Genomic DNA, 15,584 nt, shown 5'->3' with positions numbered 1-15,584 from the left:
GGCGCCCGGTTTCCACCGGGCGCCCTCTGTGCTTACTGTCCGTCCCCCGGGTCCACCGGGTCCTCCGGGAGGCCGTCCGTCGGCGGCCTCGTCGTCGGCGTCTGGGTCGGGGTCTGGGTGGGCGTCTGGGTCGGGGTCTGGGTGGGCGTCTGCGTAGGAGTCTGCGTCGGGGGCTCCGTCGTCGGCTCCTGCGTGGTCGGCTCCTCGGTCGGCGTCTGCGTCGCCGACTGGGTGGGCGACGGCGTCCAGGACGGCTCGACCGCCGCGCCCTGGTCGGTGTCCAGGTCGAACTCGGCGGACGTGGACGTCACGCCGAACATGTACGCGGCCCAGATCTGCGCCGGGAAGCCACCGCCGTTGACGCGGTCGAAGCCGCCGGCGCCGTACATCTTGGCCTGTCCCGGCTTGCCGTGGTTCTCACCGAACAGGCCCACCGAGGTGACCAGGTCGGGGGTGTAGCCGGTGAACCAGGCCGACTTGTTGTCGTCGGACGTACCCGTCTTGCCCGCGACCTCCTGGCCGTCGCGCAGCGGGTTGTCGCGGACGGACGTCTTGGCCGTACCGTCGTCGACCACGCCGGTCAGCACCGAGGTCACCGTGTCCGCGGTCTCGCGGCTGATGACCTGCTCGCCGATCGGGTCCGGCATCTCGACCTTGCTGCCGTTGCGCTCGGCCGACTTGATGATGGTCGGGGTGACCTTCTTGCCGTGGTTGTCGAGGGTGGCGTAGACGCTGGCCATCTGGATCGGGCTCGCGCCCATGGTGCCGAGGGTGTAGGCGGGCAGCGCCTTCAGGTCGCCGGTGTCCATGCCGAGCTTGTCGGCGGTGTCCAGGACCTTGTCCATGCCGACGTCGACGCCCATCTGCGCGAAGACGGAGTTGATGGACTTGTTCATCGCCGTCTGGACGGTGACGTCGCCGTAGTCGGTGTCGTCCTCGTTCTCCGGGGCGAAGGCGATGTCGCTGCCCTTCACGGGCCGCTTGCTCGTGCCGTCGTAGACCGTGCTCGCGCCGATCTCCTTGCCGTCCTGGGTCTTGGCGCGCTCCTCCAGGGCGGCGGCCAGGATGACCGGCTTGAACGTCGACGCGGGCTGGTAGTCCTCGCGGTTGGCGTTGTTGTAGTCGTGCTTGATGTAGTCCACGCCGCCGTAGAGCGCGACGATCTTCCCCGTCTTGGGGTCGACGGAGACGGCGCCGGCCTGGATGTTCTTGTCGACCTCGCGCTTCTTCGGGTCGAGCTTCTCGGTCAGCTGGGTGTTGACCGCCTTCTCCAGCTGGGCCTGCTTCTTCTTGTCGATGTTCAGGGTGATGGTCCAGCCACCCTTGTCGTACTGCGCCTGCGCCTCGTCCTCGCTGAGACCGTCCTGCTTCATGAGCTGCGCGACGAGCTGCTGCTTGGCGAGCTTGACGAAGTAGCCCTTCTGCCCCTTGAGCCCGGCCTCGGCCCGCTGCTTCTTCGGAACCGGGAACTGCATGTCCGCGCGCTCGCCGGCGTCCAGCCAGCCCTCCTCGACCATGTTGTCGAGGACGTAGTTCCAGCGTGCCTTGACCAGCTTCTTGCCGTAGTCCGAGGCGACCGCCCAGTCGTACTGGCTGGGCGCCTGGAGCAGCGCGGCGAGATACGCGCCCTGCTCGACGCTGAGCTGGTCGGCGTCGACACGGTAGTACGCCTGCGCGGCGGCCTGGATGCCGCTGGCGCCGCGGCCGTAGTAGCTGGTGTTGATGTAGCCCTCGAGGATCTCGTCCTTGGACTTCTGACGGTCCACCTTGAGCGAGATCACCAGCTCCCTGAGCTTGCGGGTGATCGTCTGGTCCGGGGTCAGGTAGTAGTTCTTGACGTACTGCTGGGTGATCGTCGAACCACCCTGCTTGCCCTTGCCGGACAGCGTGTTGAGCAGACCGCGGGCGGTGCCCTTCAGGTCGACGCCGGAGTCCTGGTAGAAGCTCTTGTTCTCGGCGGCGACGAAGGTGAGCTGCACCTTCTTGGGGATCTTGGCGAGCTCCACGTTCTCGCGGTTCACCTTGCCGTCCCGGACCAGGACGTCGCCGTTGCTGTACTTGATGGTGTTGCTCTGGAGCTTGGCGTCGGCGTTCCCCTCGGGAACCTCCACCATCATGTACAGCACGATGAAGGCGCCGATGCCGAGCAGGCAGAAGCCGAGGAACGTACCCAGGATCTTCTTCCAGGTGAACAGCCTGCGTATGAGGCTCTTCTCGGCGCCCGCAGCCGCGCCACGGGTGCCGACGCTGCCGCTTGCGGCCGGCCGCGACGAACGGCGCTTGGGCGCGGCGCGTCGACCGCCGCGCTGCCGCGCTCGTCTTTCTTCCGCTCGTCCCATGGGTCCGTTCCGCTCCGCTTCGTTCATGTGTGCACGTCGGTCACACAGGTTCGCCGCTCAGGTCAGCTCAGAAAACTAACATCGGGAGATACGACAAAGGGCTGCCGATCCGGTCTTTTGCGGACGTGACAATCAGCACCCGCCCCCATGGAACCGACGTGCGAAGCGCGCAAAGGGTTGCTCTCGCCGGAAAAAGTGATATCAATTAGATAGACCAACGCTAGACAGCAGAAGAACCGGGGGAACCCATGACCACACACGACGCCACCACTGCCGACGTACCCGAGATGCCCGCCCCGCGCGTGCGGGAGTTCGCCGCGCACAGCATCGGCGGCGGACTCGCCCTGCTCCTCGGCCTGCTGGGGCTGTTCGCCGGTGCCGGAATGATTGCGGGCGCTACGGCGGTGTCGGCGACCGGCGGGAAGGCGGCGCTCATCGTCGGCGGCATCCTGGTCGGTCTCGCCGCCTTCCTCGCCATGTGCGGGCTGAACACGGTGGCGCCGGGCGAGGCGCGGGTCGTGCAGCTCTTCGGGCGCTACCGGGGGACGATCCGGCAGGACGGCCTGCGCTGGGTGAACCCCTTCACCTCGCGCACCAAGATCTCCACCCGGGTCCGCAACCACGAGACGGCGGTCCTGAAGGTCAACGACGCCTACGGCAACCCGATCGAGCTCGCCGCGGTCGTGGTGTGGCGGGTCGAGGACACCGCGCAGGCCACCTTCGAGGTCGACGACTACATCGAGTTCGTGTCGACGCAGACCGAGGCGGCCGTGCGGCACATCGCCATCGAGTACCCCTACGACGCCCACGAGGAGGGCGGTCTCTCGCTGCGCGGCAACGCCGAGGAGATCACCGAGAAGCTCGCCCTCGAACTGCACGCGCGCGTGGAGGCGGCCGGTGTGGAGATCATCGAGTCCCGCTTCACGCATCTCGCGTACGCTCCCGAGATCGCCTCGGCGATGCTCCAGCGGCAGCAGGCCGGCGCGATCGTCGCGGCGCGGCGGCAGATCGTGGACGGCGCGGTGGGCATGGTGGAGGCGGCGCTCGCCCGGATCAGCGAGCAGGACATCGTCGAGCTGGACGACGAACGGAAGGCGGCCATGGTCTCCAACCTGATGGTGGTGCTGTGCGGGGACCGCGCGGCCCAGCCCGTCCTCAACACCGGCACCCTGTACCAGTGACGGACGAGTCCACGCCGAAGGCACGGCGGCCGCAGCAGCGCAAGCAGGTGCTGCTGCGGCTGGACCCGTCGGTGTACGAGGCGCTGGCCCGGTGGGCCGGGGACGAGCTCAGGTCGGCGAACGCGCAGATCGAGTTCCTGCTGCGCAAGGCCCTCGCGGACGCCGGCCGGCTGCCGGGCGAGGCCAAGCCGATCCCCCGCCGGGGGCGACCGCCGACGCAGTAGCAGAACCGTGACAATCGGCTCTCACCTGTGCCTTCACGCTTCCCGCAGCCCTCTACACACTCCGCGTATACACACCGGGTATACGCCGTGTGTACAGTCCTCCCATGTCCATCGGTCACACCCTCCTGGGACTCCTGGAGTCCGGGCCCCGCCACGGCTACGACCTGAAGCGGGCCTTCGACGAGAAGTTCGGTCACGACCGGCCGCTGCACTACGGCCAGGTCTACTCGACGATGTCGCGGCTGCTGAAGAACGGCCTCGTCGAGGTCGACGGCATCGAGCCCGGCGGCGGGCCCGAGCGCAAGCGGTACGCGATCACCGAGGCCGGCATCACCGACGTACAGCGGTGGCTCGCCACGCCCGAGAAGCCCGAGCCGTATCTGCAGTCGACGCTCTACACCAAGGTCGTCCTCGCCCTGCTCACGCACCGGGACGCGGCCGACATCCTCGACTCCCAGCGCTCGGAGCATCTGCGGATGATGCGGATCCTCACCGACCGCAAGCGGCGGGGAGACCTCGCGGATCAGCTCATCTGCGACCACGCCCTGTTCCATCTCGAAGCCGATCTGCGCTGGCTGGAGCTGACCGCCGCGCGCCTCGACAAACTCGCCCAGGTGGTGGCCCAGTGACTCCTGCCGGTTCCCTGCTCGTGGCCGACGGCCTGCGCAAGACGTACGGCCCGACCGTGGCGCTCGACGGCGCCGAGTTCTCCATCCACCCCGGTGAGGTCGTCGCCGTGATGGGCCCCTCCGGGTCCGGCAAGTCGACGCTGCTGCACTGTCTCGCCGGGATCGTGACGCCCGACTCGGGCTCGATCCTGTACAACGGGCACGAGATGGCGACGATGAACGACGCCCAGCGCAGCGCCCTGCGGCGCTCGGAGTTCGGTTTCGTCTTCCAGTTCGGCCAGCTCGTCCCCGAGTTGACCTGCGTGGAGAACGTCGCGCTGCCGCTGCGGCTGAACGGCAGCTCCCGCAAGGAGGCCGAGAAGACCGCTCTGACGTGGATGGAGCGCCTGGAGGTCGACGACCTCCGGAAGAAGCGGCCCGGCGAGGTCTCCGGCGGTCAGGGCCAGCGCGTCGCCGTCGCCCGGGCGTTGGTGACCAGCCCGCGCGTACTGTTCGCCGACGAGCCGACCGGCGCGCTCGACTCGCTCAACGGCGAACGGGTGATGGACCTGCTCACCGACGCCGCCCGGTCCACCAACGCCGCCGTCGTCCTCGTCACGCACGAGGCTCGGGTGGCCGCCTACTCGGATCGCGAGATCGTCGTACGCGACGGCAAGTCCCGGGACATGGAGCGGGCCGTATGAGGCAGTGGGGGCGGGACCTCGCGATGGGGGTCCGATTCGCGTTCGCGGGGGGACGCGAAGGCTGGGTGCGGGTCCTGCTGACGGCCGTCGGGGTGGGGCTCGGGGTGGCGCTGCTGCTGCTGACGACCGCGATCCCGAACGCCATGGCGACGCGCGACGCGCGGGAGACGGCGCGCTCCGACATGACGTACAGCGCGACCCGGCTGAAGAAGGCGGACGACACCCTCGTCGTCGGGGCCATCACGACGACCTACCACGACAAGAACGTGCGCGGCCGAGAGTTGGAGCCCGAGGGGCCCAAGGCACCGCTGCCGCCGGGCGTTTCGGCCTTCCCGGCGCCCGGCGAGATGGTGGTCTCGCCGGCGCTGAAGAAGCTCCTGGAATCCGACGACGGGAAGCTGCTGCGGCAGCGGCTGCCGGAGCGGATCGTCGGAACCATCGGGGAGAGCGGGCTGATCGGCTCGGCCGAACTCGCCTTCTACCGTGGCGCCGAGAACCTCGCACCGAAGATCGACGGCGGCAGCGTGGACCGCATCAAGCGGTTCGGCGCCCCGCAGCAGCCCTCGGATCCCCTGGACCCGGTGCTGATCCTGCTGATCCTGGTCGTCTTCGCGGTGCTGCTGACACCCGTCGCCGTCTTCATCGCGGCGGCCGTGCGGTTCGGCGGCGAGCGCCGCGACCGGCGGCTCGCGGCGCTCCGGCTGGTGGGCTCCGACGCCCGGATGACCCGGCGGGTCGCGGCGGGCGAGGCGATGGCCGGGGCCCTGGTCGGCCTGGTCCTGGGGGCCGGGTTCTTCCTGATCGGACGTCAGATCGCGGGCTCCGTCGAGGTGTTCGACTACAGCTTCTTCCCGAGCTATCTCAACCCCTCCCCGCTGTTGGCCCTGCTGGTCGCCGTCGCGGTGCCCGCGGCCGCCGTACTGGTCACCCAGTTCGCGCTGCGCGGGGTCGTCATCGAGCCGCTCGGTGTGGTGCGTACGGCGAAGCCCTCGCGCCGCCGGCTGTGGTGGCGGCTGCTGCTGCCGGTGGGCGGGCTCGCGATGCTCTACCCGATGATCGGCCAGGGGCGCGAGAGCGGGAACTTCAACCAGTACCTCACCATCGGCGGCGTCATGCTGCTGCTGGTCGGTGTCACCGCGCTGCTGCCGTGGGCCGTCGAGGCCGTGGTGGCCCGGCTCGGCGCGGGCCCGGTGGCCTGGCAACTGGCGGTACGCAGACTCCAGTTGAGCAGCGGTACGGCGGCCCGCATGGTGAACGGCATCGCGGTGGCGGTGGCCGGCGCGATCGCCCTCCAGATGCTGTTCGCGGGGGTCGACGGCCAGTACACGGAGCGGAAGACGGAGAAGGTCACCGGCATGCAGATGGCTGTGGACGTGCCCTCCGGAAGCCCGGTGGCCGCGGCCAAGGAGAAGTTCGCCGCGACCCGGGGCGTCGAGTACGTCTACGACCTCTCCGAGGGGTACCTCGGCAACAGCCGCACCGACCCGCAGAACTTCGCCCCGGTGTCCGTCGGCACCTGCGCGTCCCTGCGCAAGGTGGCGAAGCTGCCCTCCTGCCGGGACGGCGACGTGTTCGTCCTGCGGCCCGGCGACTACGCCTACGACACGAAGAAGATCGTCAAGAGCGGCAGCAAGCTCTGGTTCGACGACTCCGACGACGACAAGACGACGAAGTCGGTGCCCTGGACCGTCCCGGCCGGCCTCAAGACCGTTCAGGGCACCACGGATGCGGACCGGACCGGCCGCGCGGGCCTGCTGATGACACCCTCGGCGCTGCCCGCCGGAGCCGACCGGCTGCTCACCGGCGAGCTGTATCTGGGGCTCGACAACGCCGTGCCCGACGCCCTGGAGTACGTCCGCAACACAGGGGCGACCATCGACCCGTACAACGAGCCCATCCAGTTCGTCTCCAGCCTGCGCGACAAGAACTACGCCGCCATCCGCGGCGGCCTGTTCGTCGGCGCCACCTGCGTGCTGCTGCTGATCGGCGCGAGCCTGCTGGTCTCCCAGCTGGAGCAGCTGCGCGAACGCAAGAAGCTGCTGTCGTCGCTGATCGCCTTCGGCACCCGGCGCTCCACGCTGAGCCTGTCGGTGCTGTGGCAGACGGCGATCCCGATCGGCCTCGGGCTGGTGCTGGCCGCGGCGGTGGGGCTGACGCTGGGTGTGGTCCTGCTGAAGATGACGGACACCCCGGTGTCCGTGGACTGGGCGAGCGTGCTCCAGATGACGGGCGCGGGCGCCGCGGTCGTCCTCGCCGTCACCCTGCTCAGCCTGCCGCCGCTGCTGCGGCTGATGCGGCCGGACGGTCTGCGCACGGAGTGAGCGAGGCCAGGGGCCCTTCCGACCGGGAGGGCCCCTTTCGCGCGTTCAGCGGCCGTACGTCACAGGCTGTACTCCCGCACCACCCGCCTGACCTGGGCGAACAGCATGCCCACATTCACCGACTTACGGCACACCACCACGGCCACCACGTCCTGCTGCTCGCTCAGCCGCACGAACAGGTGGGTGAGGTTCTCGCTGTTGACGAGGATCTCCTGGAAGAAGTGGTTGTCACTGCTGACCCCGCGCCGCTCCTTGAAGACGTCCTCGATCATCACGACCGTGCGGCCCTGGAAGAGGTCGAGGGTCGCGCCCGCCAGCAGGTCCAGGACCTCGGGCGGGTGGTTGTCGACGGTCTCGTACGACAGCAGCATGCCTGTGGACATGTCGACCACGCCCGCCGCCACACAGTCCGGGGCGTCGGTGCGGAGGGATTTGACCAGGCCCATCACCTGGTCGGAGAAACCGGGGGTCATACGCTTCGTCGCCATCCCTTCAGACTCCTTCCGCCGCCTTCTCGGCGGGCGCGCTCAGGATCGTGTCGATACGGTCCAGGGCCGGTTGAGTGGCCCGGTGCAGCCTGTCGACGTCCATGCCCTCGTCACCGATCACGACCATGAGCGCGGTGTCGCCGACGGCGTAGAAGGCGGCACAGCCGTGGCTGCCGTAGGTCACCGTGCGGCGCAGGGTGCCGCGGGCGGTGGCGCCGACGGTGCGGCGCGCGAGGCCGAGACCGGCCGCGGCGAGGGCGGCGAGGCCCTCCGGGTCGATCGAGTCGGCGGTGTCGGCCGCGATGAGCAGCCCGTCGGCGGCCGCGACCGCGGTGTCGGTGATACCGGTCACCTGTTCCCGCAGTCCCCGCATTTCCAGAGCCAGTGCTTCGCGATCCATGCAATCAACTCCCCTATTTCTGTTCACATCTGGTCGGCTTCTTCATTTCGGGGCTCCGTTTCGCAGGCGGAAGAACCCTTTCCAGCTCGCTCCGGTCCTTTCCGGGGCAAGTGCTTCGGCGATACCGCTGGCGCCGGGACGTCTGCGAGGCAGTTCGTCGGGCACGGCGGGCGGTACGGCGCTGACGGGCGGCGCGGCCGTTCGCGATGCGGCCGGCTCCGGTTTCCGCTGCCGGACACCCTGGCCGTCGGGAGGCGGGCGGACCGGGATGGGGACGGGTGCCTCCGGGCACTCCAGGAGCCCGTCGGCGAGCATGCGGGCCACCTCCACGGTCACCGTGTAGACCCCGCGTCCGGTGCGGAAGGCCAGGTCACGGGCGGTGCTGCGGCCGTCTGCCTGGTCGAGCAGGGCGCGTTGCAGGGGGGTGAGCGGGCCGTGGTCCACACCGGGGACGGGGTTCGGGCGCTCACGGTCGGGGCGCAGCGGGTGCGGCAGGGTCGCGAGGGCGGCGAGCCGGCGGGTGGCGTCCTGGAGCAGCCGTACGCAGGTCTCGCCGACGGCGACGGTGGCGAACGGCTCGGCCTCGGCGACGCGTTCACAGCCGTGCACCCGCCCGGCGACGATCGCGAAGACCGCGTCGTACAGCGCCATCACACAGACGACCCTGAGCTGGGCGGCTCCGGCGTGGCCGCGGGCGACCAGCCCGGTAGCGGGCCAGCGCTCCCCGCCCGACTCCCGTACCACCTCGGCCCATTGCTCGCCGCTGACCCGTCCCGAGCGCAGCAGGAGCGTCTCCGGGCCGGGTGCCCCGGGGCTCTCGGCGCCCACGACCAGCCCGGCCCGCAGATGAAGGGTGCCGCCGGGCGCCCCCGCCACCCGCAGCTGTCCGCTGAACTCCTCGCGCCCGCACCGGTGCAGGGCGTGCGCCAGAAGGTCGTAGCCGACGCGGTCGAGGGAGTACCGCATGCCCGCCATCACTCCCCCTGGCATTTCGTACATACGCCTGGCGCGTAGCACTGAGGGGGGTAGGTGTATCAGCCGTAGGGCATATGTCGGAGGGAGTATTCCTACCTGCCGCCACCTGACGGAATTTGAAGTTCGGCGCCGCACAATTCGCTTTGTTCGGCGGTCATTTGAACGATTCTCAGGCGAGATTCTCCGGTCGATCGAGCACCCGGACGGGCAGCGGGCGCAGCGCTTCCCGCAGGGCGCCGGACAGTTCGCGGTACTCCGCGCCGCGGGCCGCGCCGGTGCGCATGGCGAGGGCGACCCGGCGGGCCGGGGCGGGTTCGGCGAAGGAGGCGGTCAGGAGCCGGTCGCTGCGGGAGGTCTCGACCCGGACCGCGGTCCGCGGCAGCAGGGTCACCCCGAGGCCGCCGGCGACGAGTTGGACCAGGGTGGCGAGTCCGGCGGCCGTGGTGGTGACGGGGGCGTCGGCGCGTCCGGCCTCGCGGCAGATGTCGAGAGCCTGGTCGCGCAGGCAGTGCCCCTCGTCGAGGAGGAGCAGGTTGAGCTCCTTCAGCGCCTCGCGCGGGATGCCCTCGCGTCCGCCGAGCGGATGCCCGAGGGGGGTGACGAGCACGAAGTCCTCGTCGAAGAGCGGGAGTTCGACGACCCCGGGCACCCCGAGCGGGACGGCGAGCAGCAGCAGGTCGAGGCGGCCGGTGGTGAGGCCTTCGATCAGGCTGGTGGTCTGCTCCTCGTGCACCTGGAGGTCGAGGTGCGGATAGCGGTCGTGGACGAGCTTCAGGACGGTGGGCAGGAGATACGGCGCGACGGTGGGGATGACACCGAGGCGCAGCACGCCGGTGAAGGGGGCGCGTACGGCCTCGGCCTCCTCCATGAGCGCCCCGACCTCCTCCAGCACCGCCTTGGCCCGTACGGCGAGCCGCTCGCCGGCGGGTGAGAGCAGCACCTTGCGGGTGGTGCGCTCCAGCAGCGTGACCCCGAGGGTCTCCTCCAGCGCCGACACGGCACCGGACAGGGCGGGTTGGCTCATGCCGATCGCGGCGGCGGCGTCCCGGAAGTGGAGGTGCTCGGCGACGGCGGCGAAGGCCCGTAGCTGGGCGAGGCTGGGCTGGCGCCTCTTGGCCCCGACGCTACTCACGGTCACTGATAGCTCCTCTCGATCAACACGCCCAAGTGTAGCGATTTCCGCAATCAATGCTCCTTGTGGAACCATCACTCCCGTCCAACCCACGGGAAAGGCCCTTCACAAGAGGGCGCTTTCCTCGCTGCAAGGAGAGTTTGTGCTCACTGTCGGTGACAAGTTCCCCGCGTTCGAACTGACCGCCTGCGTCTCGCTGGAGAAGGGCAAGGAGTTCGAGACGATCAGCCACAAGTCCTACGAGGGCAAGTGGAAGATCGTGTTCGCATGGCCCGCCGACTTCACGTTCGTGTGCCCGACGGAGATCGCCGCCTTCGGCAAGCTGAACGAGGAGTTCGCCGACCGCGACGCCCAGATCCTCGGCTTCTCCGGCGACTCCGAGTACGTCCACCACGCCTGGCGCAAGGACCACGACGACCTGCGCGACCTGCCCTTCCCGATGCTGGCCGACACCAAGCGCGAGCTGATGCGCGACCTGGGCATCGAGGGCGAGGACGGCTTCGCCAAGCGCGCGGTCTTCATCGTGGACCAGAACAACGAGATCCAGTTCTCCATGGTGACCGCGGGCTCGGTCGGCCGTAACCCCAAGGAGGTCCTGCGGGTCCTCGACGCGCTCCAGACGGACGAGCTCTGCCCGTGCAACTGGACCAAGGGCGACGAGACCCTGGACGCGGCCAAGCTGCTCGCCGGGGAGTGACCTGAGATGTCCCTCGACTCCCTCAAGTCCCGCATACCGGACTACGCCAAGGACCTGAAGCTCAACCTCGGCTCGGTCATCGGCAATTCGGACCTCCCGGCCCAGCAGCTGTGGGGCACGGTGCTGGCGACCGCGATCGCCTCGCGCTCCCCGATCGTGCTGCGCGAGCTGGCGCCGGAGGCCGAGGCGAACCTGTCGTCCGAGGCGTACCAGGCGGCGAAGGCGGCGGCCGCGGTGATGGCGATGAACAACGTCTTCTACCGCACCCGCCACCTGCTCTCCGACCACGAGTACGGCAACCTGCGCGCCGGTCTGCGGATGAACGTCATCGGCAACCCGGGCGTCGACAAGGTCGACTTCGAACTGTGGTCCTTCGCGGTGTCCGCGATCAACGGCTGCGGCATGTGCCTGGACTCCCACGAGCAGGTCCTGCGCAAGGCGGGCCTGGAGCGCGAGGTCGTCCAGGACGCGTTCAAGATCGCGTCGGTGGTCCAGGCGGTCAGTGTGACGCTGGAGGCTGAGGCGGTTCTGGCCGAGTAGCGGCCGCTTCCCCTTCACCCGGGTCCGGGGGCGCCGCCCCCGGACCTTCCGCGTTCTCGGCCACCGCGGGGGCGGGCGGTGACGGCGGCGCCGCCGTCTCGCGTGCGTACGCCCGCAGATAGCCGACCACCGTGTTGGTCACCGCGACCAGCGGCACCGCGACGACCGCGCCGCCGATCCCGGCCACCATGCCGCCCGCCGCGACCGACAGCACCACCGCCAGCGGGTGCACCCGCACCGCGCGGCCCAGGATGAACGGCTGGAGGATGTGGCCCTCGATCTGCTGCACCGCGAGCACGACCGCCAGGGCCATGACCGCCGTGAACACGCCCTGCGTCACCAGCGCGACCACCACCGCCAGCGCCCCGGACACCACCGCGCCGACCAGCGGGATGAACGCGAACAGGAAGATGAAGACCGCCAGCGGCACGGCCATCGGGACACCCAGGAAGTAGATGCCGAGGCCGATGAAGATGGCGTCGATCAGGGCGACTATCACGGTCCCGCGCACATAGGCCGTCAGCGTGCGCCAGGCCCGCGGACCCGCGCCCGCGACGCCCGGCCGGGCCGCCGCCGGCACCAGCTTCAGCGTCCACTCCCAGATGCGCCGGCCGTCGTACAGCAGGAACAGGGTGGAGAAGAACGTCAGCAGGATGCCGGTCAGCGCCTCGACGACGACCTGGACGCCCTCCAGGCCCGCGGACGTGATCTGGTCGGTGTTGGCGCCGACCGCGTCCGCGAGGTTCTTGGAGATCTGGTTGATCTGCTTCTCGGTGACGTGGAAGGGGCTCTTCAGCAGCCAGTCGCGCAGATCGTCGATGCCGTTCTGGATCTGGTCGGAGAGATCGTCGATGTTCTCCATGACCTGCCAGGTCACGAACCAGCCGAGCAGCCCGAGGACGACGAAGCCGAAGATCGCGGTGAGCGCGGTGGCCAGCCCGCGCGGCACCCCGTACCTCTTCAGCCGGGCCACGGTCGGCTGGAGCAGCGCCGTGATGAGCAGGGCCACCGTGAAGGCGAGGACGACGAGTTGGACGGCGCTGATGACCCGCATCAGCACCCAGACGGTGCCCGCGAGGACCAGCAGCCGCCAGCCGGCCTCGGCGGCGACCCGCACGCCCCAGGGCACGGCCTGCGCGGGGTCCGGGCGCTGCGGTACGACGGTCACGTGCTCGGCGAGGGGCCGGGGGCGGTCCTCCGGCACATCCTGGGGTGGCGACGGCGGCGCGTCGGCCTCGGCCTCCTCGCGCTCGACCTCCGCGCGGCGCTCGTCCAACCGCTCACCCATCTCGCTCAGTCCGGCACCCACCCGACCGAGCCACCGTGGCACTCGCGACATGATCCGTCCTCTTCCCCCGCTTCTCCCCACCACTCCCCCCTGGAGTCGTCGGCTCCGACCGTACATGCAGGGGCGGGACAAGGCCGAAGCCCCTCACCGAAAGGACGGTGAGGGGCTCGGAAAGGTTGAGCAGGGTACGGTCCGGTACCCGTGTGGCCGGCCTAGTACCAGTGGTTGGCCTGCCAGAAGGACCATGCCTCGCACGGGCTGCCGTAGCGGCTGTCCATGTAGTTGAGGCCCCACTTGATCTGGGTGGCCGGGTTGGTCTGCCAGTCGGCGCCGACCGACGACATCTTGGAACCCGGCAGCGCCTGGAAGAGACCGTAGGCGCCCGAAGAGGCGTTGACAGCCCGGTAGTTCCAGCTGGACTCGTGGTCCACGATGTTGCTGAAGCACTGGAACTGGCCGCTCGGCACCATCTGGCGCGCCATCGCCTGGATCTGCGCGACCGAGTAGGAGCTCTGCACCGGGAAGCTGGACGCGGACCGGGACGCGGCCGTCTTGGCCTCGGCGCGCTCCTTGGCTTCCTTCGCCGCCTTCTCGGCGGCTTCCTTCTTCTCGATCGCCGACTTGGCAGCAGCCTTGCGGGCCGATTCCTCGGCATCCTTCTTGGCGCTCGCGTCCGCCTGAATGGCCTGGACGTTGGCCTGCTGCGTCAGCGACGCGGTCTGCACCTGGGCCTGCTGGCCCGCGGGTATGTCCGCGAGGAGCGTCGTCTCGGCTGCTGTCGCCTCGGCGTCGTTCGTCTGCGCGGTGCTGCCCGAGGCAACGCCTACGACGCTTCCGACAGCGGTGACCGCGGTGGCAGAGGCCACTGCGAATCCCCGGACCGAAATCGGACTCACACGGTTTCCTTCCAGCGTCGTCCGCTTCGGTGACCCTGGCGGACGCAATCTTGCCCCTGACGCTGACCTCCCCACTGCTGGGTCACGGGAGGTACGGGCCCGGTGGGCAACTCCCGTGCGGGAGGCGCCGCGTGGTGCTCGGGCGGCATACGACGTCGACTATGGAGTTGAAGCTGGTGTTGCTGTGGTGCCGTACCGCTGGCGGTACAGGTGTGTCGTATGCGGGGCCTGACAGGAGTGAGACTCTGCCGTAACCGGACGCCGGGTGGCAATTCTGAGTTGCGTGTGAAAGCTCACATCTCGTTTGACCCCAGGGATTTTGAGAAACCGCAACATGCGAAGGCGCCGCCCGACTAGGCTCTAGGCCTTTTCGGACGGCGCCAACTGGCGGGTACTACCTCAGATTTGGCCGTCCTCCAGCATTTCGGTCACAAGGGCGGCAATCTGGGACCTCTCGGACCGCGTCAGCGTGACGTGGGCGAAGAGGGGGTGTCCCTTCAGCTTCTCCACGACGGCGACGACACCGTCGTACCGCCCCACCCGCAGGTTGTCCCGCTGGGCCACGTCATGGGTGAGAACCACCCGTGAGTTGGCGCCGATCCGGGACAGAACGGTGAGAAGCACGTTCCGTTCCAGCGACTGGGCCTCGTCCACGATCACGAACGCGTCGTGCAGCGAGCGGCCGCGGATGTGGGTGAGCGGCAGGACTTCGAGCATCCCGCGCGCGGTGACCTCCTCGATGACCTCGCGGCTGGTGACCGCGGACAGCGTGTCGAAGACCGCCTGCGCCCAGGGGCTCATCTTCTCGGCCTCGGAACCCGGCAGATAGCCGAGTTCCTGCCCGCCGACCGCGTACAGCGGACGGAAGACCATGACCTTCTGGTGCTGGCGGCGCTCCAACACCGCCTCCAGGCCCGCGCACAGCGCGAGCGCCGACTTGCCGGTGCCGGCCCGGCCGCCCATCGAGACGATGCCGACGTCCGGGTCGAGGAGCAGGTCCAGCGCGATCCGCTGCTCCGCGCTGCGCCCCTTGATGCCGAACGCCTCCCGGTCGCCGCGCACCAGCCGGATGTTGCCCTCGGCGGTGACCCGGCCGAGCGCCTTGCCGCGCTCGGAGTGCAGGGTCAGCCCCGTGTGCACCGGCAGCTCGGCGGCCTCGGGCACATACACGTGCCCTTCCTCGAAGAGGATGTCCACCTGGTCGCCCGGCAGGGTCAGTTCGGACATTCCGGTCCAGCCGGAGGCGTCCGTGATGGCGAGTTCGGCGCGGTACTCCTCGGCGAGGAGACCGACCGAGGACGCCTTGATCCTGAGCGGAAGGTCCTTCGACACGACGGTGACGTCGAACCCCTCGGCCTGCAGATTGCGGGCGACCGCGAGGATACGGGAGTCGTTGTCCCCCAGGCGGTAGCCGCTAGGCAGAACGCTGGGGTCCGAGTGGTTGAGCTCGACACGGACGGTGCCGCCGAGTTCCCCGATCGGGATGGGGGCGTCGAGGCGACCGTGCCTGACCCGGAACTCGTCGAGCAGGCGCAGGGCCTGCCGGGCGAAGTAGCCGAGTTCGGGATGGTGCCGCTTGGCCTCCAACTCCGTCACCACGACGATGGGGAGCACGACCTCGTGCTCGTCGAAGCGGTTCAGGGCGTTCGGGTCGGCCAGCAGGACGCTGGTGTCGAGAACATAGGTGCGCCGGTCAGGCAGACGGCGCTTTGTGCTGGTCACCACGGAAGGACGTACCCCCTCGGATGAGGTCGGGGAGCGACGGAGTGGAGCTGGACCGGTCGACGGCCC

The 15,584-nt window shown here is 69.4% G+C and carries 15 protein-coding genes; 7 read left to right on the top strand and 8 right to left on the bottom strand.

Annotated elements, in window-relative coordinates:
* Positions 1 to 32: 32 nt before the first annotated feature.
* Positions 33 to 2,339, bottom strand: coding sequence for a transglycosylase domain-containing protein (locus tag EJC51_RS31195; protein WP_126274122.1), 2,307 nt, complete (start codon positions 2,337 to 2,339; stop codon positions 33 to 35).
* Positions 2,340 to 2,587: 248 nt separating this feature from the next.
* Between EJC51_RS31195 and EJC51_RS31190 the strand changes: the two genes are divergently transcribed.
* The 5 genes from EJC51_RS31190 (at position 2,588) to EJC51_RS31170 (ending at position 7,377) form a co-directional block, all read left to right on the top strand.
* The gene (locus tag EJC51_RS31190) at positions 2,588 to 3,520 is read left to right on the top strand and encodes an SPFH domain-containing protein (RefSeq protein ID WP_126274121.1); all 933 of its coding nucleotides are present in this window, start codon (positions 2,588 to 2,590) and stop codon (positions 3,518 to 3,520) included.
* Entirely contained in the window at positions 3,466 to 3,744 is a 279-nt protein-coding gene (locus EJC51_RS31185) for a type II toxin-antitoxin system antitoxin (protein WP_399578471.1), read from the top strand. The genes EJC51_RS31190 and EJC51_RS31185 overlap by 55 nt, the downstream gene beginning before the upstream one ends.
* 104 nt (positions 3,745 to 3,848) lie before the next feature.
* On the top strand, positions 3,849 to 4,373 hold the full coding sequence (locus EJC51_RS31180; RefSeq protein WP_126274119.1) for a PadR family transcriptional regulator: 525 nt from the start codon (positions 3,849 to 3,851) through the stop codon (positions 4,371 to 4,373).
* The gene (locus EJC51_RS31175) at positions 4,370 to 5,056 is read left to right on the top strand and encodes an ABC transporter ATP-binding protein (protein WP_126274118.1); all 687 of its coding nucleotides are present in this window, start codon (positions 4,370 to 4,372) and stop codon (positions 5,054 to 5,056) included. The genes EJC51_RS31180 and EJC51_RS31175 overlap by 4 nt, the downstream gene beginning before the upstream one ends.
* Complete coding sequence (locus tag EJC51_RS31170; RefSeq protein WP_126274117.1) at positions 5,053 to 7,377, top strand: ABC transporter permease; 2,325 nt, start codon at positions 5,053 to 5,055, stop codon at positions 7,375 to 7,377. The genes EJC51_RS31175 and EJC51_RS31170 overlap by 4 nt, the downstream gene beginning before the upstream one ends.
* Before the next feature lie 59 nt (positions 7,378 to 7,436).
* On the opposite strand, the gene EJC51_RS31165 is transcribed toward EJC51_RS31170, so the two are convergent.
* From EJC51_RS31165 to EJC51_RS31150, 4 genes are all read right to left on the bottom strand, one after another.
* Positions 7,437 to 7,865 carry a hypothetical protein gene (locus EJC51_RS31165; RefSeq protein WP_126274116.1) on the bottom strand — a complete coding sequence of 143 codons (429 nt, stop codon included), beginning with the start codon at positions 7,863 to 7,865 and terminating at the stop codon, positions 7,437 to 7,439.
* Positions 7,866 to 7,869: 4 nt separating this feature from the next.
* Entirely contained in the window at positions 7,870 to 8,265 is a 396-nt protein-coding gene (locus EJC51_RS31160) for a roadblock/LC7 domain-containing protein (protein WP_207924771.1), read from the bottom strand.
* Positions 8,266 to 8,307: 42 nt separating this feature from the next.
* Positions 8,308 to 9,231, bottom strand: a complete 924-nt coding sequence (locus tag EJC51_RS31155) for a MarR family transcriptional regulator (RefSeq protein ID WP_341870678.1) — start codon at positions 9,229 to 9,231, stop codon at positions 8,308 to 8,310.
* A gap of 178 nt (positions 9,232 to 9,409) precedes the next feature.
* Positions 9,410 to 10,378 (bottom strand): hydrogen peroxide-inducible genes activator, encoded by a 969-nt coding sequence (locus EJC51_RS31150; RefSeq protein WP_126274114.1) that lies wholly within the window; start codon positions 10,376 to 10,378, stop codon positions 9,410 to 9,412.
* A 136-nt stretch (positions 10,379 to 10,514) separates the two neighbouring features.
* Here EJC51_RS31150 and EJC51_RS31145 point away from each other — a divergent pair, with 136 nt between their 5' ends.
* A complete protein-coding gene (locus EJC51_RS31145) occupies positions 10,515 to 11,069 on the top strand; it encodes a peroxiredoxin (protein WP_126274113.1) in 555 nt (184 codons plus the stop codon).
* A 6-nt stretch (positions 11,070 to 11,075) separates the two neighbouring features.
* A complete protein-coding gene (locus EJC51_RS31140) occupies positions 11,076 to 11,609 on the top strand; it encodes an alkyl hydroperoxide reductase (protein WP_126274112.1) in 534 nt (177 codons plus the stop codon).
* Here EJC51_RS31140 and EJC51_RS31135 read toward each other — a convergent pair.
* From EJC51_RS31135 to phoH2, 3 genes are all read right to left on the bottom strand, one after another.
* On the bottom strand, positions 11,569 to 12,948 hold the full coding sequence (locus EJC51_RS31135) for an AI-2E family transporter (RefSeq protein WP_126274111.1): 1,380 nt from the start codon (positions 12,946 to 12,948) through the stop codon (positions 11,569 to 11,571). The two genes, EJC51_RS31140 and EJC51_RS31135, sit on opposite strands and share 41 nt — an antisense overlap.
* A gap of 161 nt (positions 12,949 to 13,109) precedes the next feature.
* Positions 13,110 to 13,793, bottom strand: coding sequence for an aggregation-promoting factor C-terminal-like domain-containing protein (locus EJC51_RS31130; protein WP_207924772.1), 684 nt, complete (start codon positions 13,791 to 13,793; stop codon positions 13,110 to 13,112).
* A gap of 399 nt (positions 13,794 to 14,192) precedes the next feature.
* Positions 14,193 to 15,518, bottom strand: coding sequence for an RNA 5'-3' helicase PhoH2 (phoH2, locus tag EJC51_RS31125; RefSeq protein WP_126274109.1), 1,326 nt, complete (start codon positions 15,516 to 15,518; stop codon positions 14,193 to 14,195).
* Positions 15,519 to 15,584 lie beyond the last annotated feature (66 nt).

It is taken from the genome of Streptomyces aquilus, from assembly GCF_003955715.1.
Taxonomy (GTDB): Bacteria; Actinomycetota; Actinomycetes; order Streptomycetales; family Streptomycetaceae; genus Streptomyces; species Streptomyces aquilus.
Note: the sequence above shows the minus strand (reverse complement) of the source record. Positions and strands in the feature narration are given on the sequence as shown.

Bases quoted from the DNA above. Each gene is read 5' to 3' on its own strand.
- EJC51_RS31195 (WP_126274122.1), bottom strand. From the start codon at position 2,339: ATGGGACGAGCGGAAGAAAGACGAGCGCGGCAGCGCGGCGGTCGACGC.
- EJC51_RS31165 (WP_126274116.1), bottom strand. From the start codon at position 7,865: ATGGCGACGAAGCGTATGACCCCCGGTTTCTCCGACCAGGTGATGGGC.
- EJC51_RS31190 (WP_126274121.1), top strand. From the start codon at position 2,588: ATGACCACACACGACGCCACCACTGCCGACGTACCCGAGATGCCCGCC.
- EJC51_RS31155 (WP_341870678.1), bottom strand. From the start codon at position 9,231: ATGCGGTACTCCCTCGACCGCGTCGGCTACGACCTTCTGGCGCACGCC.
- EJC51_RS31140 (WP_126274112.1), top strand. From the start codon at position 11,076: ATGTCCCTCGACTCCCTCAAGTCCCGCATACCGGACTACGCCAAGGAC.
- EJC51_RS31135 (WP_126274111.1), bottom strand. From the start codon at position 12,948: ATGTCGCGAGTGCCACGGTGGCTCGGTCGGGTGGGTGCCGGACTGAGC.
- EJC51_RS31180 (WP_126274119.1), top strand. From the start codon at position 3,849: ATGTCCATCGGTCACACCCTCCTGGGACTCCTGGAGTCCGGGCCCCGC.
- EJC51_RS31160 (WP_207924771.1), bottom strand. From the start codon at position 8,265: ATGGATCGCGAAGCACTGGCTCTGGAAATGCGGGGACTGCGGGAACAG.
- EJC51_RS31170 (WP_126274117.1), top strand. From the start codon at position 5,053: ATGAGGCAGTGGGGGCGGGACCTCGCGATGGGGGTCCGATTCGCGTTC.